Source organism: Nocardia sp. NPDC005998, from assembly GCF_040614395.1.
Taxonomy (GTDB): domain Bacteria; phylum Actinomycetota; class Actinomycetes; order Mycobacteriales; family Mycobacteriaceae; genus Nocardia.
Window position 1 is genome coordinate 433,527 of record NZ_JBEXUI010000002.1, and the last position, 19,546, is coordinate 453,072.

General features: G+C 66.1%; 20 protein-coding genes. 9 read left to right on the forward strand and 11 right to left on the reverse strand.

The window, feature by feature from the left end:
* Window positions 1–96 precede the first annotated feature (96 nt).
* Entirely contained in the window at window positions 97–456 is a 360-nt protein-coding gene (locus ABZ293_RS05590; RefSeq protein ID WP_355177867.1) for a DUF4254 domain-containing protein, read from the forward strand.
* Window positions 457–862: 406 nt separating this feature from the next.
* On the opposite strand, the gene ABZ293_RS05595 is transcribed toward ABZ293_RS05590, so the two are convergent.
* A complete protein-coding gene (locus ABZ293_RS05595; RefSeq protein ID WP_355177554.1) occupies window positions 863–1,021 on the reverse strand; it encodes a hypothetical protein in 159 nt (52 codons plus the stop codon).
* A gap of 238 nt (window positions 1,022–1,259) precedes the next feature.
* On the opposite strand from ABZ293_RS05595, the gene ABZ293_RS05600 reads away from it, so the two are divergent.
* Window positions 1,260–1,895 (forward strand): class I SAM-dependent methyltransferase, encoded by a 636-nt coding sequence (locus ABZ293_RS05600; RefSeq protein WP_355177556.1) that lies wholly within the window; start codon window positions 1,260–1,262, stop codon window positions 1,893–1,895.
* A gap of 54 nt (window positions 1,896–1,949) precedes the next feature.
* Here ABZ293_RS05600 and ABZ293_RS05605 read toward each other — a convergent pair whose 3' ends face one another.
* The 7 genes from ABZ293_RS05605 to ABZ293_RS05635 all read right to left on the reverse strand — a co-directional run bounded on the left by ABZ293_RS05605 (window position 1,950) and on the right by ABZ293_RS05635 (window position 8,689).
* A complete protein-coding gene (locus ABZ293_RS05605) occupies window positions 1,950–2,549 on the reverse strand; it encodes a DUF4126 domain-containing protein (protein ID WP_355177558.1) in 600 nt (199 codons plus the stop codon).
* 28 nt (window positions 2,550–2,577) lie between these two features.
* Window positions 2,578–3,375 (reverse strand): ABC transporter permease subunit, encoded by a 798-nt coding sequence (locus ABZ293_RS05610; protein WP_355177560.1) that lies wholly within the window; start codon window positions 3,373–3,375, stop codon window positions 2,578–2,580.
* A gap of 2 nt (window positions 3,376–3,377) precedes the next feature.
* Complete coding sequence (locus tag ABZ293_RS05615; RefSeq protein WP_355177562.1) at window positions 3,378–4,271, reverse strand: 2-aminoethylphosphonate ABC transporter permease subunit; 894 nt, start codon at window positions 4,269–4,271, stop codon at window positions 3,378–3,380.
* Between the two features lie 154 nt (window positions 4,272–4,425).
* On the reverse strand, window positions 4,426–5,604 hold the full coding sequence (locus ABZ293_RS05620) for an ABC transporter ATP-binding protein (protein WP_355177869.1): 1,179 nt from the start codon (window positions 5,602–5,604) through the stop codon (window positions 4,426–4,428).
* Between the two features lie 75 nt (window positions 5,605–5,679).
* The gene (locus ABZ293_RS05625) at window positions 5,680–6,711 is read right to left on the reverse strand and encodes a 2-aminoethylphosphonate ABC transporter substrate-binding protein (protein ID WP_355177871.1); all 1,032 of its coding nucleotides are present in this window, start codon (window positions 6,709–6,711) and stop codon (window positions 5,680–5,682) included.
* 152 nt (window positions 6,712–6,863) lie between these two features.
* Complete coding sequence (locus ABZ293_RS05630) at window positions 6,864–7,553, reverse strand: phosphonatase-like hydrolase (RefSeq protein ID WP_355177564.1); 690 nt, start codon at window positions 7,551–7,553, stop codon at window positions 6,864–6,866.
* A gap of 8 nt (window positions 7,554–7,561) precedes the next feature.
* On the reverse strand, window positions 7,562–8,689 hold the full coding sequence (locus tag ABZ293_RS05635) for a TIGR03364 family FAD-dependent oxidoreductase (protein ID WP_355177566.1): 1,128 nt from the start codon (window positions 8,687–8,689) through the stop codon (window positions 7,562–7,564).
* Between the two features lie 135 nt (window positions 8,690–8,824).
* Between ABZ293_RS05635 and ABZ293_RS05640 the strand changes: the two genes are divergently transcribed.
* Entirely contained in the window at window positions 8,825–9,547 is a 723-nt protein-coding gene (locus tag ABZ293_RS05640; protein WP_355177873.1) for a GntR family transcriptional regulator, read from the forward strand.
* A 24-nt stretch (window positions 9,548–9,571) separates the two neighbouring features.
* Here ABZ293_RS05640 and ABZ293_RS05645 read toward each other — a convergent pair whose 3' ends face one another.
* The gene (locus ABZ293_RS05645) at window positions 9,572–10,150 is read right to left on the reverse strand and encodes a cupin domain-containing protein (protein WP_355177568.1); all 579 of its coding nucleotides are present in this window, start codon (window positions 10,148–10,150) and stop codon (window positions 9,572–9,574) included.
* 162 nt (window positions 10,151–10,312) lie between these two features.
* Between ABZ293_RS05645 and sigJ the strand changes: the two genes are divergently transcribed.
* The gene (sigJ, locus tag ABZ293_RS05650) at window positions 10,313–11,212 is read left to right on the forward strand and encodes an RNA polymerase sigma factor SigJ (protein WP_355177570.1); all 900 of its coding nucleotides are present in this window, start codon (window positions 10,313–10,315) and stop codon (window positions 11,210–11,212) included.
* Window positions 11,213–11,463: 251 nt separating this feature from the next.
* Here sigJ and ABZ293_RS05655 read toward each other — a convergent pair whose 3' ends face one another.
* Complete coding sequence (locus tag ABZ293_RS05655; protein ID WP_355177572.1) at window positions 11,464–12,474, reverse strand: LLM class flavin-dependent oxidoreductase; 1,011 nt, start codon at window positions 12,472–12,474, stop codon at window positions 11,464–11,466.
* 153 nt (window positions 12,475–12,627) lie between these two features.
* Between ABZ293_RS05655 and map the strand changes: the two genes are divergently transcribed.
* From map to ABZ293_RS05670, 3 genes are all read left to right on the forward strand, one after another.
* On the forward strand, window positions 12,628–13,491 hold the full coding sequence (map, locus tag ABZ293_RS05660; protein ID WP_354957805.1) for a type I methionyl aminopeptidase: 864 nt from the start codon (window positions 12,628–12,630) through the stop codon (window positions 13,489–13,491).
* 130 nt (window positions 13,492–13,621) lie between these two features.
* Window positions 13,622–15,178: a cobyric acid synthase gene (locus ABZ293_RS05665; protein ID WP_355177574.1), complete on the forward strand. Its 1,557-nt coding sequence runs from the start codon at window positions 13,622–13,624 to the stop codon at window positions 15,176–15,178.
* A 97-nt stretch (window positions 15,179–15,275) separates the two neighbouring features.
* Entirely contained in the window at window positions 15,276–15,839 is a 564-nt protein-coding gene (locus ABZ293_RS05670; protein ID WP_355177576.1) for an alpha/beta hydrolase, read from the forward strand.
* On the opposite strand, the gene ABZ293_RS05675 is transcribed toward ABZ293_RS05670, so the two are convergent.
* Entirely contained in the window at window positions 15,819–16,886 is a 1,068-nt protein-coding gene (locus ABZ293_RS05675) for an alpha/beta hydrolase (protein ID WP_355177578.1), read from the reverse strand. The two genes, ABZ293_RS05670 and ABZ293_RS05675, sit on opposite strands and share 21 nt — an antisense overlap.
* A gap of 261 nt (window positions 16,887–17,147) precedes the next feature.
* On the opposite strand from ABZ293_RS05675, the gene mqo reads away from it, so the two are divergent.
* Entirely contained in the window at window positions 17,148–18,641 is a 1,494-nt protein-coding gene (gene mqo / locus ABZ293_RS05680; RefSeq protein ID WP_355177580.1) for a malate dehydrogenase (quinone), read from the forward strand.
* Between the two features lie 38 nt (window positions 18,642–18,679).
* Window positions 18,680–19,129: a GNAT family N-acetyltransferase gene (locus tag ABZ293_RS05685; protein ID WP_355177582.1), complete on the forward strand. Its 450-nt coding sequence runs from the start codon at window positions 18,680–18,682 to the stop codon at window positions 19,127–19,129.
* The last annotated feature ends 417 nt before the right edge of the window (window positions 19,130–19,546 follow it).

Consider the following 19,546-nt stretch of genomic DNA (forward strand, 5'->3'; position numbering starts at 1 on the left):
CGGGGTATGGCGATGAGCGCGCCGACGGTAGGGGTGCTGCCGACCGCTCCGCAGATTCTGTGTGCATTTCAGGGACGTCGTTTCCAAGATCTTGAATTGCTGCGTTCTGCGCATGCGCTGGCCGAGCTGCACGCACGCCGTGCGCAAGTCGACGATATGAGCCTGATAGCCGAAATTGATTGCCGTCGTAGCGAACTCGTCGACGATATCAATGAGTGGATTGCGCAGGAGGTCCCGCAGCATCGCAACGGTGCTTCGCTACATACCGAGAGCCTCGGGGCGGTGGTGGATCGGATGGCGCGCAGTTGGGTCGACGCGAACACGGCCATCGATGTCGACGGCGCGCGCAGCGACAATACCCATAAACATTGGTACCACCTGGCGGAACTCGTTGACGGCTACACTGATCTGGTAACCGACGTGGCCGGTGGCCGCCGCCGTTTGCCCGAGCAGTGAAGTCCGACGGCGACCCTCGTCCGCAATAGTGACACTGCCCCGACAGCGTCACTGCGCAATTGGTGACGTCCCGGGTCCGGGTTATCCGACCAATGGCCCGTCCCGGACGCTAACGTCACCGAAACAGTGACGGCGGGCGCAACGGGGCGCCCCGCCCGGCGTGCCGCGTGGTCGACTGGCGCGGCACGCCCGCCATCGAATTACGCAGTGTCAGAATTCATTCGGCAACTGTCCGGGCCGATGCCGCCGTGGCGCGAATATCGGCGATGTCGGGTGCGCGCAATGCGGTGCGAAGTTCAATCCCCGGTGCCGACCAGCCGGTTCATTTGGTAGATCGAGGTGTGCCGGATCGTCTTCGCGGCCAGGGCGAGCAGCCGGCCGGGATCGCGGCGTGCGACGGGGAACGCTACCGCCGCGATCCAGCCGGTAGCCCCGGCCGATCCGCCTCACCCGCTTGTGCCGTGAGCTCTTCGACATGATGGAGGACCGCATCGATGTGTCTGCGGCCCAATGCCGCCCAGTTCTCGGCGGCGTAGTCGAGCTCCGGCAAATATTCAGTGACCATCGGCGTCGACCTGGTTGACGATCATGATGAACTCGCGGAGAGAATACGCACGCGGTCCGACCGAAAGCTGAACACGCCGGAGACGACAACCGACCTACCATGGCCGGGTGGTGGTGCGACGGCAGTTCATGTATTCGGTGATCGGTGGAGTCAGGCCAGTGTTCACCATTCCCGCGGTGGCGGCGTGGTGCGCGAGCATTGGCACAGCGGCTGTGTCCGGCGACCGGGAGTGTGGCCGATGAGTAAGTTCAGCTGGAGTCACAACGCGTACTACCACCGGTTTCTCATACGGCAGCTGCCCGCCCGTTGCATTCGTGTGCTGGATGTCGGTTGTGGGGCAGGAGCTTTCGCGGCCGAACTCGCCCGACATGTCGAGCAGGTCGACGCCATCGATCGATCACCGGTGATGATCGATGCCGCAAGGCAGGCAACGCCGGACAATGTCAGCTGCATCCTCGGCGATGTGCAGACCGAGCCGTTGCCCGAGGGAACCTATGACGCCATCGTGTCGATCAGCACGTTGCACCATATGCCGCTCGATGAGGTGTTGCCGCTGTTGGCGCGGGCATTGCGACCGGGCGGTGTGCTCGCTGCCGTGGCCTTGCCGCGCCATGATCTGGTGCGGGAGGCGCCCATTGAGCTGGTTGCGGCGATCGGGCATCGGGTGCTCGGGATGGTGTTTCGGATCTTGCGCGCGCGGAGGCGGGGGAGTTGGTATGCCGTCGAGGCGACCCATGATGTCATGCCGGTTGTGCTCGATCCGCCATTGACGACGCGGCAGGTGCGAGAGCAGGTGGCAACGATACTTCCCGGTGCGCGGGTGCGACGGCTGGTCTTTTGGCGTTACTCATTGGTGTGGCGCAAACCCGCCTGAATCCGACTGAAATCGGTAGCGCCGCAGACCTTTCGGACCGGCTAGCGTGCGCGATCAGACGACGGCGGCAGCGCGTTTGGCGGCACGGCGTTGTCTGCGCCGGATCAGATAGCGGCGGATCCGGCTCGCCAGCAGATAGACCAGGATCACGCCGATCACGAGCAGGGTGCCAGCACAGCAGGCCGCGACGACCGGATGGAAGATCGCGATGGTGATAATGCCGCCGACGGCCAGATCCTCGACGAGGCTCATGATGATATTGCTCGCGGGCTCCGGTGAGGTGTTGATCGCCATCCGCGTACCGGCCTTGACGAGATGGCTGGCCAGGGCGGTGGTGCCGCCGAGGGCACCGGCCGCGAGTTGGGGTAGCGAGCCGTCCTGCCCGGCGAGCAGTGCGGCGACAACGGCGCCGGCTGCCGGACGCACGATGGTGTGCACGGCATCCCAAAACGTATCCAGGTAGGGGATCTTGTCGGCGACGGCCTCAATGAGGAATAACACCGCGGCCGCGATCAGCACATCGGTGCGCTGCAGTGCCTGCGGCACATCGTCGGATAGGCCGGTCGCGCCGAAGATGCCGAGCAGCAGGACCACCGCATAGGCGTTGACCCCGCTCGCCCAGCCTGCGGTGAAGATCAAGGGCAGTGCTGACATTGCGTCATCGTATGGTGTTCGCCCCGGGTCAGCGCAGCGCGGCGCGGCCACGCAGCCGACCCAGCGCGACCAAGGCGACCAGCGTCACCATGAGCAGCAAACAGGTGCTCGCGGCCGCATCGAAGACTTCACCGCGATCGGTGAGACCGAATATGGTGACCGGCAATGTTTTCCAGGTGGCCGGGTACACCATGATGGTCGCACCGAGTTCGCCCATGGACAGCGCGATGGCCAACCCGGCTGCGGCACCGAGTGCAGGCAGCAGCAGTGGCAGCGTCACCAGCAGCAAGACTCGAACCGGCCCGGCCCCAAGAGATTCCGCGGCCTGGCGATAGCCGGGATCGAGCCGATCCAGGGCAGCCGAGACGGCGCTGAAGGCGTAGGCCAGTACCAGCACCGAATGTGCCACGATGACAATCCATTTGGTGCCGCCGAGCAGCAGCGGTCGCTCGTTGAAGGCGATCAGCACGCCGAGGCCGATGGCCACCGATGGCACCGCCACCGGCAGGTGGAAGACCGCATCGGTGATCTTGCGCCACCAGCCGGGTGCCTCGCGGGCGGCGAGTGCGGCCCAGGTACCCAGGAACAGGGCCGAGCCGCCGGCGAGCAGTGCGGTCTGCAGGCTGACCGACAGACTCGCGGCATCCTGCCCGGACAGTGCCGCTCGGAAGTTGGCGAGGCCGAGATTCGAGGGCAGTGGGCCGGTCCAACTGCCCGCCAGCGCGGCCGCGATCACGGTCGCAATGGGGGCGAGGAACACCACGACCACGACGACCGCGAAGACCACGAGCACCGTCGCACGGCCACGACGAGTCCAGACCAGCATGCTCAGCTCTCCTTTCCGGCGCGCCCGAAGATCAGTCGGTAGCCGATGTACAGGCTCAGCGACAGCAGCACCTGCACCGTGGCCAGGACCGCCGCGCCGGGCAGGTCGAAGGTGACGATGCCGCGGGTGTAGATCAGCGCGGGCAGGGTTGTCACGCCCTTCGCGCCGGTGAACAGCACGATGCCGAATTCGTTGAGCGTCAATAGCAGGACCAGACTGCCGCCCGCCGCCAGCGCGGGCCACGCCTCCGGCAGGACCACCTGACGCAGCACCCGCCAGGGCGAGGCGCCGAGGCTGGCGGCCACATCCAGTTGTTCGCGCGGCAGCTGGGCGAACCCGGCCAGCAGCGGGCGCACCACGAACGGGGTGAAGAAGGTGATCTCGGCGAGGATCACCCCGAGCGGGGTGCTCAGGAAGTCCAGCACCGGCGTTCGATCTCCGGTGATCCGGGCGATCAGGGCATTCACCGCACCGGCAGTGCCGTAGAGGAAGGTGAAGGCGAGTGTGATCAAGAACGACGGCAGCGTGAGCACCGTATCGATCAATCTGCCGACCAGCGACGAACCGGGGAACGGCACGAACGCCAGCACGATCGCGAGGAAGGTACCGAGCACGAGACATCCCGCGGTGGCGCACACCGCAATGGAAATGGTGCGCCACAACGCATTGCGGAACGATTCGGAGCCGAGCACCTGCGACCAGACCGCCGTACCGCGACCGTCCTTGGTCTCGGTCGATTCGGCGAGCACCCGCACGATCGGGTACACCGCAATGACGAGGACCACCAGCAGCGGCGGCAGCGTCCACAGCACCGGCCGCCAGTTCCGCCGCAGCGCGGTGTCCGCAGTCGGAGCTTCATCGTGGATCTGGGGTTCGAGCAGTGCGGAAGTGCTCATTGTCGGACCCCCGGGCCAGTTGGACTTCCGTCCGTCCCGACGGAGACCAGCGCGCGCTCGGCGGTTGGGCTGCGGTCGCCGCCGAGACCACGGAGACTTCCCCGGACAGCAGGGAACACGGTGCCGACACAGCGAGCCGGAATCGCGCCGCCCCTCATTTCGGCGCGCCCGGCTCGGATACGGCCGATGTCTCTGCCGCACTGATGGTTTCGGTACCGAATGTCGGCGGAATCAACACACCCGCCGGGTCCGGGAACCGCACGCCGACGACCGCGCCGACCTCGGTATCGAGATGCCCCGGCACATCGGCGGTGATCTCGTCGGTCAGTCCGTCGACCGCCAGCCGCAACCGAGTCGAAGCCCCGCGCCACACACTCGATACGACGGTGCCGCGTACCGCATTGCGCTCCGAGGTGGCACCGATCTGCACCGTATGTGGACGCACACACAGCAATCCGGGTGCGTTCACCTCCCAACCGCCCGGCCTGACGTCCGGTGCCTCGGCCCGCAGCGTAAAGGTGCCGGCAGTAACCAGTGCCGAGCTGCCCGATACTCGATTCACGGTGCAGGACAACAGGTTCGCACCACCGAGGAACGCCGCCGTGAAATCACTCGGCGGGCGACGCCACAGATTCTCGGCGGTATCGATATCGACCAGTCGGGCGTCGCGCATCACCGCGATCCGATCCGCCAAGGCCAGCGCCTCGGCCTGATCATGGGTGACGTACAGCATCGCCGTATCCGGCAGCGCCTTTCGCAACTCCTGTAGCTCACCGAGCATCGACTGCCGCAACTGTGCGTCGAGCGCGGCCAGCGGTTCGTCGAGCAGCAGCACCTTCGGTCGGATCGCCAGCGCACGGGCGATCGCCACCCGCTGCTGCTGACCGCCGGACAGTTCGCGCGGCAGCCGCTTGGTGTAGGCCGCCATGCCGACCATCTCCAGCGCCTCGGCCACGCGTGCGTCGATATCCTTGCGCGGCACCCGATGTGCCCTCAGCCCGAAGGCCACATTGTCGTGCACCCGCATATGCGGGAACAGGGCGTAGGACTGGACGACCACGCCGATCCCGCGCTTGGCCGGCGACAGATCGGTGACATCGCGCCCAGCCAGCCGGACCGCACCCGAGGTGGGACGGACGAAGCCCGCCAGCGCCTTGAGTGCGGTCGACTTGCCCGATCCGCTCGGTCCGAGGAGCGCCACCGTTTCACCGGCGGCGACACGCAGATTGAAATCGGCCAGGGCGACCGTGGTCTTACGGCCGCGGCCGTAGCGGACTCCGACCCGGTCGAAGACGATCGCGGGTTCCGTTGCGGCCGTGACCTTTCCGTCCATGGCAGTCGCGATGGCCGATGTCGAATGCGCGTCACCGTCGAACATGATTGCGGCTCCTGACCTTCCCGGGTTCGGCTACTGTCCCGTCGCCTTCTGATAGGCGGACACATCGGCGTCCAGCTCGGAAAGCACCTTGGTCCAGTCGACATTCACGACTTCCACGCCCTTGAGCACCGCGCTAGCCGAGGGACCGGTACCGGTTGCGGGGGCATCACGCAGCTCCTTGCGCGCGGGCACCGCGAAGGTGTCGGGCAGCGACTTCTGCGCATCGGCCGACAGCAGGAACTCCATGAGCTGCTTCGCCTCGCCCTGATGCGGCGCGCCCTTGGCCAGTCCCATCGCATAGGGCACGGCCACGGTGGAGCGCTTGCCGTCGGCAGCCGCGGGGAAGAAGACAGTGAACTTCGAACCCTTGTCCTTGACCGTGGTCAGATTCATCTGGACATCGCCATTGGCAACCACCAGCTCACCCTTGTCGACCTTGGCCTGCAACTTGCCGGTGGACGAGGACGGACCGACATTATTGGCCTGCAGCTTGGCGAGGTAATCCAGTGCACCCTGCTTGCCGAGCAGGTTCTGCAGCAGGATCAGCACCGCGGTGCCGTCACCGGCCTGACCTGGCGTCGAGTACTGCAGCTTGCCCTTGAATTCCGGCTTCAGCAGGTCGTCCCAGGTGAGATTGGTGGTGTCGACCGACGGATTGGCAATGAAGGACAGGTAGTTGCCCGCCAGCGTGACGTACTTGCCGTCGGCATCCTTATCGGTCGCCGCGACGAAGCTGGTGTCGATTCCGCTGTCCTGCAACAGCCCCGAGCTCTTCGCCTTCTGGATGAACGGCGGCAGCGTGACGAGCACATCGGCCTGCGGGTTGGACTGCTCCTTGTCCACCCGGTTGACGACCTCACCCGAACCGGCCTCGACCAGGTTGACCGAGATGCCGGTCTTCTTCTTGAATTCGGCGAATTGGGTGGTGTACCAACTGCCGACGCCGTCGGCGGAGTAGACGGTGATGGTCTTGCCGTCGCCGCTGTCGGTGCCCGTGCCACCACAGGCCGCGGTGAGCGCGACGGTGGTGACGGCGGCGACGGCCAGCGCGGTCCGGGAAATGGTGCGTGCCAGACGGCCCTGCGTGTTCGAAGTACGCACGATGACTGCAACTTTCGGTTCGTGTGGGGTGTGGAATCGAAGGGGCGGGGGTTTCCGTCATCTCGGCCGACGCCGGGATCGCGGTTCTGGGCCCGGCTTTCGCCGGGAGGCTGTCAGGTTCTGCTGGCGAGGATCAGCTCCGCGAATTCGGTGACCGAGGCCACCACATGGGTGGCTCCGGCGGCACGCAACTGTGCCGCGTCATGCGCGCCGGTCAGCGTGCCAGCGACGATGCGGGCACCGGCGGCCAGACCGCTGGCGATATCGCTGGTCGTATCGCCGAGTACCGCGATCTGATGCACGGCATCGATGTCGAGGCGTAGCAGCGCGGTCAGGACCATGTCCGGATAGGGACGGCCGCGTCCGGCATCCGATGGCGCCAGCGTCAGATCGGCGATCTCGTTCCAGCCCAGCGCATTCAGCAGTCGATCCTGGGTGGTGCGGCTGAAGCCGGTGCTGAGTGCGACCTTGACGCCCGCGGCCCGCAGCGCGGTAATCGCCTCGGCCGCACCGGGAATCGGGCTGATCTCGACCTCGTCGATCAATGCGTCATAAGCGGCCTCGAAGGCGAGGTTGGCGGCCTGCGCGCGCTCCTCGTCGCCGAGTAGGGCACGGAAGACCGCGATTTTCGACTGGCCCATGGTGTCGAGCACATATTGGCGGGCGCTATCGCGCTGCGGCCCTTCGGTTTCGATACCGGCGCTGGTGGCGGCGATATCGAAGGCGCGAAGGACCAGTCCGCCGTCGGCGACCGTGGTGCCCGCCATATCGAGGACGGCCAGGGCAATGTTCTTATCCGACACAGCGCTCCTCAGAGGTTGAGCAGATCGGCGGTTTCCTCGCCGATCGCGGGGCCGAGGGTCATCCCGCGGCCGCCCGGCCCGGTGACGACCCAGATATGCGCATCGGCCTCGGCGCGGGTCACGATGGTGGCCGGATCGATGCTCTGGCTGTAGACGCCCGCCCAGCGTCGAATCACCTGCGGCAGTTTGCGTCCGAGCAGTTCCTCGGTGACGGCGGTGAGGTGTTCGTACGGGGCCTCGTCCACGTCGAAGGCGAACGGCTCCTCGTATTCGTGGGTGTCGCCGATGGTCAGGCCACCGTGCAGGCGCTGTACGCACAGCAGTTGCATCTTGTGCTCGGCGGCAATGGCGGTCTGGGACTGCTCGGCGTTCAGCACGTCCAACTCCGGTCCGGCGAAGCCCGGGTAGTAGCGGAAGCTGTCGCCGTCGGCGATCGCGGTGGTCAGCGCTTCGCCCAGCGGCGCCGTCTGCATCATCTGCAGCCGGACCCGGCGGACCGGGATGGTGCCGACGAGTTCGCGGGTCAGGCCGGTGTGCGCGGCACCGGGGCAGACCAGCACCAGATCGGCCTCGAAGATGCGGCCATGATCGTCGAGAACCGTTGCACCGGAACCGGTATCGGTAACCGTGCGAGCCTCGGTGCCGGCATGGAAGGTGTAGCGATCCGATGCGGTCATATAGGCGCGCAGTGCGGGCAGTGCCTGGCGCGATTCGACGGCAGCATCGGTCCAACAGTGCAGTCCGGCAAGGAATTTACCGCGCAGCGCCGGATTGATCGCGCGCACCTGTTCGGGTTCGAGCAGTTCGAAGCCGCGCGCCTGGGCATGCGGGCTCGCCGCGGCGGCCTCGGCGACCGCCAGTTCGGTCGGCGTCTTGACCAGCGTGACCGATCCGGTGGGTCGGAAACCGACACCGGGAACCTTGCCGCCGATCTCCTCCCATAGCTGTCGGGAGCGCAGGGTGAAATCGAGTTCGGTGGCCGATCGTCCGGACACCCACACCAGACCGAAGTTGCGCACCGTTGCGCCGCGCGCCTCGGGCTCGCGCTCCAGCTGCACGACCTCGTGACCACGGCCAATGGCGGCCATGGCGTGTGCGGTGCCGAGGATGCCGCCGCCGATGATGACCAATCGCATGGGTACATAGTGGGCAATGGTCTAGACCAAGGAGTGTTTCGCGCGCGAACGGCAGGTTAACAATTGGTATAGACCAATACCGGGTAGGCTGTCGGCATGGAGACATCAGGTGCGACGGGAACCGATGGCGATGAAATGCGCAGTGGGCGCATCGATTTAGCGCCGCGGCTGCCGAAGTCCTACCTGGTGCGCACCGAACTCGAACAGCTGCTGACCGATCTGGAGGAGGGCGATCCGGTCCCCTCTGAGCGGGATCTGGCCGTTCGGTTCGAGGTTGCCCGCGAAACCGTCCGGCAGGCCCTGCGAGATCTGCTGGTAGAGGGGCGGATCCGCCGCCAGGGCCGGGGCACCGTGGTGTCGCGGCCGAAGATGGTGCAGCCGTTGCAGCTGCGCTCCTATACCGAGGGCGCCATCAGTTACGGCCGGGTGCCGGGGCGTCTGCTCGTCGGCTGGGACGATGTGCCCGCCGACGCCGACACCGCCCGCGACCTCGGGCTCACCATCGGCACTCCGGTCATGCACCTGGAGCGGGTGCTGCTCGCGGACGGCGAGCGCATCGGGTTGGAGAGCACCTTCATGTCGCTCGCTCGTTTCGGCCATCTGCGCGGCACCTACGACCCGACCACCTCGCTGTACGCGGCGGTGCGCGCCGCCGGCGTGGAGCTCGGCAGCGCCACCGAGCGAATCGAGACGGTGCTCGCCTCTCCACGCGAGGCCGCCCTACTCGAATGCACCACATCGCTGCCGCTGCTGCTGCTGCATCGGCGCAGCGTCGACCGGCACGGCGAGCCGGTCGAGCGCGTGCGCTCCCTCTACCGCGGCGACCGCATCGCCTTCGAGGCCCAACTCAGCAAGTAGGGCGAACCTGCCCGAGCGCGCTGGTCAGCTCTCGCTGGTCGTCGACTGGATCTGGAGCGCGTCGCTCGCAAGGAATTCGGTGCGGTGGCCGTCCTGGTCGAGCAGACCGCGAGCATCGCCCTTCTGGGCCTGTCGCCAGATCGGGCTGTCGACGAAATGGTTGTCGAACCGTTCCTGGGTATCGAGGATTTCGAGTGGGCTCGCCTCGCCTTTGCGGATGCGCTCGCCCAGCCGGAAGTAGTCGAAACGTTCGATACCGGGTGTGAAGATCACCAGAACATCCGCCGACGCGGTTGCGGGAGCCGCCCACGCGTGCGTCATATTCGGTGGTATCAGCAGGAAGTCGCCCGCATTGATCACCTGGATCTCCTCGCCTGCCAGCACCCGCAGCGTGCCGTCGAGCAGGTAGAACAGTTCGGCGGAGCTCGCATGGTAGTGCGGGGGCGGTCCATCCGCGCCCGCCGGGAGAAAGGCGCGGTTCGCGCTGAGCTTTCCGCCGGTCATATCGTGATCGGCGTAGAGCCGGACCCCCATAGTGTCCAGCGTCTCGGCTTCGTCGTGCCGGACGAGCAGGGCTTTGTCGTAGCTGTTCGAGTTGGTCATCGCTGCTCCTCGCAACATGCCCCGGAACCATTCCGGGCACTGCCATAGAGGTGTTCGGGCCGCTCGATGTGACGTGACCGTGACGTGGAACACGATTGCCGCCCCCATGTCACATTTCGTGCGCCCAGTACCTCCGTGGGTTATGACGGATGAGGAGGACATATGACACCCGAGACCACACACGACCAGGTCGACAGCTTCCTGGACCATCGCGAGCTGCTGTTCTCGATCGTCTACAACATGCTCGGCACCGTCGCCGACACCGAGGATGTCCTGCAGGAGACCTGGCTGGCCTGGTCGACTCGCCACCGCGCCACAGCTGCGACTCCGGTGGCGAACCCGCGCGCCTATCTGGTGCGCGTCTGCACCAATCTCGCGATAGCACGCCGAAGCGCCATGCGGCGCAATCGTGAAACCTATATCGGCCCGTGGCTGCCCGAACCGCTGCTGGCCACCGCGGATACCGCGGCCGACGCGGTCGAGCGTAAGGAATCGCTGACCATGGCGATGCTCGTCGTGCTGGAAACGCTGTCACCGCTGGAACGGGTGGTTTTCGTACTGCACGACGTCTTCGGATTCGCACACGGCGAGATCGCCGAGATGCTGGAGCGCTCACCGGCGGCGGTGCGCCAGCTCGCCGTTCGGGCGCGCCGCCACATCCACGCCCGGCGCCCGCGCACCACATCGCGCCCGAATAGCGGCACCGAGGTCGCCGAACGACTGATGGCCGCGACACTCGGCGGTGATCTCACCGCCCTGCTCGAGGCCCTCGCGCCCGAGGTCACGCTGTGGACCGATAGCGGCGGCCGAGGCGTGGCAAAGAGCCTGGAACCGGTCCACGGCCGCGACCGCGTCGCCGCCGTGTTCATGGCCATTGCCGCCGACCCCCGGCCGACCCGCCTGAGCATCGACTACCGATATGTCGCGGGCGATCCCTGTGTGCTGATCTGCTCCGAAGGTCGGCCTCTCGCCGTTATCGTCATCGAGCTGTATCCCGAGACGAATCAGGTCACCGCGATCTATTCGATAACCAACCCGGACAAGATCTCCGAAATCCGCTGACCAGCACCGTCGCCGAGATCTGTGGTGTGCCTTGATGGTCGGCCGCGTACTGTGGGCCGGTGCTTGCTCTCTACAGTGCCGCGATCGTGACCGGTCGACCGGCGGGCAGTCGCGGCGGCCTCGGAAGCCAGGGACCGCTTCTACGCTTGCGCGCGACCGGATCTGGGGATCGTCACCGCACTTCCGGCACCGCAATCCCTGCTTCAGCAGCATGATCCCGAGATCCGCTTGCCCACCTCGTGAATGGGGTGTCAGCCGATCTGCGGTGCGACCTTTGTGCCGAGTAGATCGATATTGTGCAGCACCTTCTCGTGCGGCAGCGTGCCGACGCTGGTGTGCAGCATGAAACGGTCCAGGCCCAGGGTGTCGCGGATGTCGGCGATCTTCTCGGCCACGTAGTCGGGCGTGCCGACGAACAGCGAACCGCTTTGCGAGCGCATGCCATCGAACTGCGGGCGGGTCATCGGACCCCAACCGCGTTCGCGCCCAATCGTGCTCATGGCCACGGCGTACGGCTCATAGAAATCAGCGACCGCCTGCTCATCGGTATCGGCGATATAGCCGTGCGCGTGCACCGCCACCGGCTGCTTCTCGTGCCCGCCCTCCTCGAGCGCACGGTGGTAGAGATCCACCAGCGGCTTGAAGCGTGCAGGTTGGCCGCCGATGATCGCGATCGCCAGCGGTAGGCCGAGCAGTCCGGCGCGGACCACGGATTCCGGGCTACCGCCCACCGCGATCCAGACCGGCAGCGGCCGGTTGTCCGTGCGCGGGTAGATCACCGCATCGCGCAGGGGAGCGCGGAATTTGCCGTTCCAGGTCACCGGCTCATCCGCGCGAATGTGCAGCAGCAGTGCCAGCTTCTCCTCGAAGAGCTCGTCGTAGTCGCTCAGGTCATATCCGAACAGCGGAAAGCTCTCGGTGAACGAACCACGCCCGGCCATCAGTTCGGCGCGGCCGTTCGAGAGACCGTCCAGCGTGGCGAAATCCTGGTACACCCGTACCGGATCATCCGAGCTCAGCACGCTCACCGCACTGGTCAGCTGAATGCGCTCGGTGCGCGCCGCGATCGCCGCGAGCACGACCGCGGGCGCGGATGCCGCGAAGTCCTTGCGGTGATGTTCGCCGACGCCGTAGACGTCGAGTCCGGCGCGTTCGGTGGCGACGGCCTCGTCCACCACCTCGCGCAAGCGTTCGGCCGCGGTGGGCGCCGGTCGGTCGCCGACCGGGTACAGCTCCGCGAAGGTCGTGAGTCCCAGTTCCACAGCTCGAGTCCTGTTCCCGTGTAGTTTCTATGTCAACCACTAGACTAAACGGACCATGGTCCGAAACTATTCCATCGGATGGCCATATGCTCATGGCCAGGTCGGGCGCGGGGACGGACGGTGCGCGATGGTCGGTGCGGATAGTCTTGTTCCATGTCTGTGCGTACCCGTCAGCCACTTGTTCCCGGCACGCTTTCGCCCACCCGTGAAGTTCCACGCTCGATCGAGCGTCCGGAGTATGCGTGGAAGAAGACCGTGAACGAGGGGCGCGAGCCCTGGGTGCAGACCGCCGAGACCATCGAAAAGATGCGGCTCGCGGGCAAGATCGCGGCACAGGCGCTCGAGGAGGCGGGCCGGGCGGTGGCGCCCGGCGTCACCACCGATGAGCTGGACCGGATCGCGCACGAGTACATGTGCGATCACGGCGCGTACCCATCGACATTGGGGTACAAGGGTTTTCCGAAGTCGTGCTGCACCTCGCTGAACGAGGTGATCTGCCACGGCATTCCGGACTCGACCGTGATCCAGGACGGTGACATCGTCAATATCGATGTCACCGCCTATATCGATGGCGTACACGGCGACACCAATAAGACCTTCCTGGCCGGTGATGTCGACGAGGAGGTGCGGCTGCTGGTCGAGCGCACGCACGAGGCGACCATGCGTGCCATAAAGGCGGTTCGGCCGGGCCGTGCGCTCAATGTGATCGGGCGGGTGATCGAGTCCTACGCCAACCGATTCGGCTACGGCGTGGTGCGCGATTTCACCGGCCACGGTGTCGGCCCAACGTTCCACAGCGGCCTGGTCATCCTGCACTACGACCAGCCCGCTGTGGAATCGGTCATCGAGCCCGGTATGACCTTCACCATCGAGCCGATGATCAACCTCGGCGGCATCGATTACGAGATCTGGGACGACGGCTGGACCGTGGTCACCAAGGACCGCAAGTGGACCGCGCAGTTCGAACACACGCTGGTCGTGACGGAGACGGGCGCCGAAATTCTGACGTTGCCGTGACAGGTGAGCCGCGCGGTTCGAGGCGTGCGCTGCTGTGCCGTCGAGGAGTCGGGTGCCGAAATTCCGAGCTTGCCGTTGTGCGCGTGGCCGCGCCTGACGGGGATGCGGTGAGTACGTGCACCGAGCTGCCGTGACCGGCGAGCCGAAGGGCGCGCTGCTGGTCGCCGGAACGACCTCCGACGCCGGGAAAAGCGTTGTGGTGGCCGGACTTTGCCGGATGCTGGCCCGGCGCGGGATACGCGTCGCGCCGTTCAAGGCACAGAACATGTCCAATAACTCGGTGGTCACGCTCGACGGTGGCGAGATCGGCCGCGCGCAGGCGCTGCAGGCGGCGGCATGTGGGCTGGAGCCGAGCGTGCGGTTCAATCCGGTGCTGCTGAAACCCGGTAGTGACCGCCGCTCACAGCTGGTGGTGCGCGGCAAGGCCATTGGCACCGTCGGTGCCAGCGACTACTTCCAGCATCGCCGGGATCTGCGCGAAGTCGTTGCCGCCGAACTGAATTCGCTGCGCGCCGAATTCGATGTGGTGATCTGCGAGGGTGCCGGTTCGCCCGCCGAGATCAATCTGCGCGCCACCGATCTGGCGAATATGGGTCTGGCGCGGGCGGCGCGACTGCCGGTGCTCGTGGTCGGCGATATCGACCGCGGCGGCGTACTCGCGCACCTGTTCGGCACGGTGGCGGTGTTGGAACCCGAAGATCAGCAACTGATCCGCGGCTTCATCGTCAACAAGTTCCGCGGCGATGTCGAACTGCTGCGCCCCGGACTCGACCGGCTCGCCGAATTGACCGGCCGCCCCACGCTGGGCGTCATTCCGTACGCGGACGAGCTGTGGATCGACGCGGAGGATTCGCTCGGCACCGTCGCCGACGCACCGGTCGGCCGTCCCCGCCCGCCGCTCGGCGGCGAATGGCTCACCGTCGCTGCCATCCGCCTGCCGCGCATCTCCAACTCCACCGATATCGAGGCCCTGGCCGGTGAGCCGGGTGTCGCGGTGCGCTGGGTCAGCGACCCGTCGCGGCTGGCCGATGCCGATCTGGTGGTGCTGCCGGGCAGTAAGGCGACGGTCTCGGATCTGGAATGGTTGCGGCGCACCGGAATTGCCGATGCGCTGCGTGCCAGGGCTGCCGCGGGGCGGCCGGTCCTCGGCATCTGCGGCGGCTATCAGATGCTCGGCGCTCGCATCGTGGATCGCGTCGAATCCGATGCGGGGACGGTCGCGGGATTGGGTCTGCTCGATCTCGAGATCGAATTCGCCGACCCGAAGATGCTGCGGCGCAGCACCGGGCGCGGCATCGGCAACGGAATTCCCGTGCACGGCTACGAAATCCATCATGGTCGGGTCGCGCGCACCGGTGATCCGGCCTGGCTGGAGCTGAACGGATTCGAACCCGAGGGCAGTGCCCGCGGCGCGATCTGGGGCACGCATCTGCACGGCCTGCTGGAATCGGACGAGTTCCGCCGCAGCTGGCTGCGCGAGGTTGCCGCACAGGCACGGCGTCACGATTTCATCGTCGCCGACGACACTTCGGTAGCGGCGATCCGCTCGGCCCAGCTCGACCTCCTCGCCGACCTGATCGAAGATCATCTCGATATCGCCGCTATCGAGCGCGTGCTCACCGACGGTGTACCGGCCGAGCTGCCCACCATCGTGTCCAGCCTGGGAATCGGCAGCACACTACGGTGATTTCGCACCGTGGCGGACAACCGGAATGTTTATGTCCCTAACGCGCGGGCAAGTGACACGCGGTTCCGTTCAATTGAGGCGTGTACCGTACTCCGGCATGAAATCTCGGCGGATCACAGTCGGTGACCGGGCATGGACCGTGCGGGTCGACGGCCCGGAGTCTCGGCACAGCGTGCTGCTGTTGCCCGACGCCGGTGATCCGGTCGACGTCTACGACCAGGTATGTGCGCGTTTGCACACCTCGGACCTGCGCACGATAGCGGTGGAATCGGTGGCGGACCTGGATCCGGCGGGCGTGTACGCCATCCTCGACGAGCTGGGCGTTCCGTGGGTGAACGTCGCCGGACGGGGTGCCGGCGCGACGCTGGCCTGGCAGGTCTGCGCGGGTGGTTTCGGCCGGTTCATCAGCCTTGTGGTGGCCGATCGCGGCCATCCTGCGGTACCTGCCGCCGACGGCACGGTGCTGGACCCGAACTGTCGGCCGGTGGAGGTGGCCGCCACGGTGCTGGTCACCAAGAATCTGGCCCGCTCGGTCGCGGACTCGTCCGGGCGCTACGTCTACGGCGAATTCCGGGTCGTGGAGATCGACGTCGACAATGTGGCGACCGAGGCCGACCACGAATTGGCCACCGAGATCGTGCTACGCACCAGCCTCTGGTGAATCGGCGGTCTTCTTGCGGAAGATCGCCAACCAGTCCAGCCAGCTGTCGAGTTCGGCGAAGGCCTTGGCCAGCGGTTCGGCCGAAGACAGGAACACATCGTGGCGCGCGCCGTCGATGGGGACGATATTGGTCCGGTCACCGAGACAGCCGGACCAGCGTTGAATCTGCCTGACGTCGAGCACCGCATCCGCCACGTCGACGGCCGGACCGTACTGGCGCGCGAATTTCGTAATGCGCGAACGCAGAATCAGCGCGGGCACGCCGACCGATAGACCCGCCTGCAGCTTGGCATGCCCATTGCGGATGGCCCGCAGCCAGCCGAGCCGGACCGGGAACCCCGCCAGGGGCTTCCAATCCAGGTTGTAATCCCATTCGCCCGCCACACTGCGGTGCAGGCTGTCGCCGTAGGAGCTGATCTTGCCGCCGGGTAGTTCGAACATCGAGCGGAACCGGCCCAGCGCCTTGATCACCGGGGTGCCGACGGTCCGGTAGTACGACGGGCCCTGCAGGTCGAACCACGGGCTGTTGAGGACCAGGCCGACGATGCCCGACGCGGCCGTACCCGTCGCCTTGTCGAGCCGGTCCAGCCAGAGCGAGGCGATCAGTCCGCCGGTCGAATGCGCGACCACCAGCACGTGCTCGCCCGCCTCCTCCTGAACGATCCGCAGCGATTCGTTCAGTTCGGCGTCGTAGAGCGCCAGATCGGTCACATAGTGCGGTGTCTGGCCGTCGCGCAGCGAGCGACCGCACTTGCGCAGATCGAGCGCGTAGAAGCGATGCCCGCGCTCGGCGAAGTGTTCGGCGAGATGCTGCTGGAAGAAGTAGTCGGTGAACCCGTGCAGGTACAGCACCGCGGGTTCGGTGGCGGTGGCGGCGGTATCGGGGATGTACCGCACGAGGGTGGCGACCGCCTCGCCTTCACCGTCGGGGTCCGGACCGAGCGGCAGGGTTCGCTGCTCATAGCCCACACCGAGGACGTCCGGCGTCCACCGCTCGGCGGCCGGAGCCGTGATATCGGACACGCTGAGCGGGGCTTCGTTCGTCACAAGGACCAATCTAGGCGACGTCTGCGTCGGATCGAAGATCGAACCAGGGAAGGAATCTATGTCACATTCGGCAAGTTCGCTGTCGGGCTTCGAACAGCTGAGGTGCACAATTGGGCGTAGGTGAACGGCGGGTAACCTACTTCCGCCGAGTCACGCAGGACTCGCGAACAACCACATAGCGCCCGTGCCCAGCAGGCCCACCGTGGGGGTGGGCGTGCGCAGAAGGACAAGGAAGTCGATCTACCCGTGCCGAACGCTGCCATGACTGAAAAGACCGATGTAGTACTCATCGGTGCCGGGATCATGAGTGCCACCCTCGGCGCACTGCTTCGGCAGTTGCAGCCGGAATGGTCGATCTCCCTGTTCGAGCGGCTCGACGCCGCCGCCGCCGAGAGCAGCGATCCGTGGAACAACGCGGGCACCGGACACTCCGCACTATGTGAACTCAACTACAGCCCGCAGAATTCGGACGGGTCGGTCGATATCAGCAAGGCCATCGACATCAACGAGCGCTTCCAGGTCTCGCGCCAGTTCTGGTCCTACGGCGTGGAGAACGGCATCCTCGGCGATCCCGGCGCGTTCATCAACCCCATCCCGCACGTCAGCTTCGTGCACGGCGCGGACAATGTGGACTACCTGCGCAAGCGCTATGAGGCGCTGTCACGGCACCCGCTGTTCGCCACCATGGAATACATCGACAGCCCGGACGAATTCGCGAAGCGACTACCGCTGATGGCCAAGGGCCGTGACTTCTCCGATCCGATCGCGCTCAACTGGACCAATGAGGGCACCGATATCGACTTCGGTTCGCTCACCAGCGAACTGCTGGCCTACCTCGGCCGCAGCGGGGTGGATCTGGCCTTCGGCCACGAGGTCCGCGACCTCAGTAAGCAGGCCGACGGCTCCTGGCTGGTCACGGTGCGCAACCTGCGCACCCGCCGAACCCGCACGCTCATCAGCAAATTCGTTTTCGTCGGCGCCGGTGGTGGCGCGCTGCCGCTGCTGCAGAAGTCGGGTATCAAGGAGGCCAAGGGTTTTGGTGGCTTCCCGATCAGCGGCCAGTTCATCCGCTGCACCAACCCGGAGCTGATCTCCAAGCACGAGGCCAAGGTCTACGGCAAGGCCGCGGTCGGCGCGCCGCCGATGTCGGTGCCGCACTTGGACACTCGCATCATCAAGGGCAAGCCCGGACTGCTGTTCGGGCCGTACGCCGGGTGGACGCCGAAGTTCCTCAAGGACGGCAAGAACACCGACCTGTTCAAGTCGGTCAAGCCGAACAATATCTTCTCGCTGCTCGGCGTCGGCGTCACCGAACTCGGCCTGACCAAGTACTTGATCAGCGAGCTGCTCAAGTCCGAGGCGGGCAAGGTGGCCACCCTGACGGAGTTCATGCCGCGCGCGGACGGACACGACTGGGAGCTGATCACCGCGGGGCAGCGCGTACAGGTGATCCGGCGCAAGGGCGCAGGCGGTGTGCTCGAGTTCGGCACCGCGGTTATCGCCGCCGAGGACGGCACCATCGCGGGTCTGCTCGGCGCCTCGCCCGGCGCGTCGACCTGTGTGAGCGCCATGATCGACGTGCTGCAGCGCTGCTTCCCGCGGGAGTACGCCGACTGGACGCCGAAGCTGAAGGAAATGGTGCCCTCGCTGGGCGTGAAGCTCTCGGAAAATCAGGCGCTGTTCCAGGAAGTCTGGGATTGGTCGACCAAAACCCTGAACCTGAACGGCGTGTCGGACAACACGCCCAAGCTGTAGGGGTCGCGCCGATCGCCTAGTTGTGATAGCAAGACGCGATGATGTCAACGGTTGCACTCAAACGGTCCTGGGCGCTCGATCTCGACACCGCCACCCTGTACCAGCTGTTGAAGCTTCGCGTCGAAGTCTTTGTCGTCGAACAGAAATGCGCGTATCCGGAGCTGGACGGTCTCGACCTGCTGCCGGAGACGCGCCATTTCTGGCTCGATGACGAGGGTGAGGTCATTTCGACGCTGCGCTTGCTCGAGGAGCACGAGAACGGCGTGAAATCGTTCCGCATCGGGCGGGTGTGCACCGCGGTTCCGGCGCGCGGGCATGGCTACACCACTCGGCTGGTGCAGGCGGCGCTCGCCGAGGCGGGGTCGGCGACGGTGCGGCTGAGTGCGCAGACGTACCTGGTCGATATGTACGCCAAGTTCGGGTTCAAGCCCGATGGCGAGGAGTTCGAGGAAGACGGCATTATGCATCTGCCCATGCGCAGGGGCTGATGCTGGCTGTCGGGTAGATCGTGAGCGCCTCGCGCAATGGTGTCAGCTTGTGCGAGGTGGTCGATGGGGGCGCGTGCAGACGCGGGCATGTGGATCGGTTGCTGGGGGATGCGGGGGCTTGCGAGCCGGTGCTGGGGGTGCGTGGCGGGCTTGCGAGCTGGTCGCTGGGGAGCGCATAGACGCGGGCCGTGAGTGGTCGTGCGGAGGCGGCCTGGGAGGAGGTCGCTGCGGAGCGTGGAGGCGGCCTTTCGGCGTTGGTCGCTGGGCGAGCGCGTGGAGGCGGACGGGCGTGGAGCTGGTCGATGGGGAGCGCGGGGACGGGCTTGCGAGTTGGTCTGGGGACCACGCTGACGCGGTCCTGTGTCGTGGTCGCTAGGGAGCGCGCGGAGGCGGGCTTGCGAGATGGTCTTGGGAGCG

What these genes read in the sequence shown, in the direction of transcription:
- ABZ293_RS05615 (WP_355177562.1), bottom strand. Translation starts at nt 4,271, where the DNA reads ATGAGCACTTCCGCACTGCTCGAACCCCAGATCCACGATGAAGCTCCG.
- ABZ293_RS05620 (WP_355177869.1), bottom strand. Translation starts at nt 5,604, where the DNA reads ATGGACGGAAAGGTCACGGCCGCAACGGAACCCGCGATCGTCTTCGAC.
- ABZ293_RS05610 (WP_355177560.1), bottom strand. Translation starts at nt 3,375, where the DNA reads ATGCTGGTCTGGACTCGTCGTGGCCGTGCGACGGTGCTCGTGGTCTTC.
- sigJ (WP_355177570.1), top strand. Translation starts at nt 10,313, where the DNA reads ATGACACCCGAGACCACACACGACCAGGTCGACAGCTTCCTGGACCAT.
- ABZ293_RS05670 (WP_355177576.1), top strand. Translation starts at nt 15,276, where the DNA reads ATGAAATCTCGGCGGATCACAGTCGGTGACCGGGCATGGACCGTGCGG.
- map (WP_354957805.1), top strand. Translation starts at nt 12,628, where the DNA reads ATGTCTGTGCGTACCCGTCAGCCACTTGTTCCCGGCACGCTTTCGCCC.
- ABZ293_RS05645 (WP_355177568.1), bottom strand. Translation starts at nt 10,150, where the DNA reads ATGACCAACTCGAACAGCTACGACAAAGCCCTGCTCGTCCGGCACGAC.
- ABZ293_RS05595 (WP_355177554.1), bottom strand. Translation starts at nt 1,021, where the DNA reads ATGGTCACTGAATATTTGCCGGAGCTCGACTACGCCGCCGAGAACTGG.
- ABZ293_RS05600 (WP_355177556.1), top strand. Translation starts at nt 1,260, where the DNA reads ATGAGTAAGTTCAGCTGGAGTCACAACGCGTACTACCACCGGTTTCTC.
- ABZ293_RS05685 (WP_355177582.1), top strand. Translation starts at nt 18,680, where the DNA reads ATGATGTCAACGGTTGCACTCAAACGGTCCTGGGCGCTCGATCTCGAC.
- mqo (WP_355177580.1), top strand. Translation starts at nt 17,148, where the DNA reads ATGACTGAAAAGACCGATGTAGTACTCATCGGTGCCGGGATCATGAGT.
- ABZ293_RS05640 (WP_355177873.1), top strand. Translation starts at nt 8,825, where the DNA reads ATGCGCAGTGGGCGCATCGATTTAGCGCCGCGGCTGCCGAAGTCCTAC.
- ABZ293_RS05635 (WP_355177566.1), bottom strand. Translation starts at nt 8,689, where the DNA reads ATGCGATTGGTCATCATCGGCGGCGGCATCCTCGGCACCGCACACGCC.
- ABZ293_RS05605 (WP_355177558.1), bottom strand. Translation starts at nt 2,549, where the DNA reads ATGTCAGCACTGCCCTTGATCTTCACCGCAGGCTGGGCGAGCGGGGTC.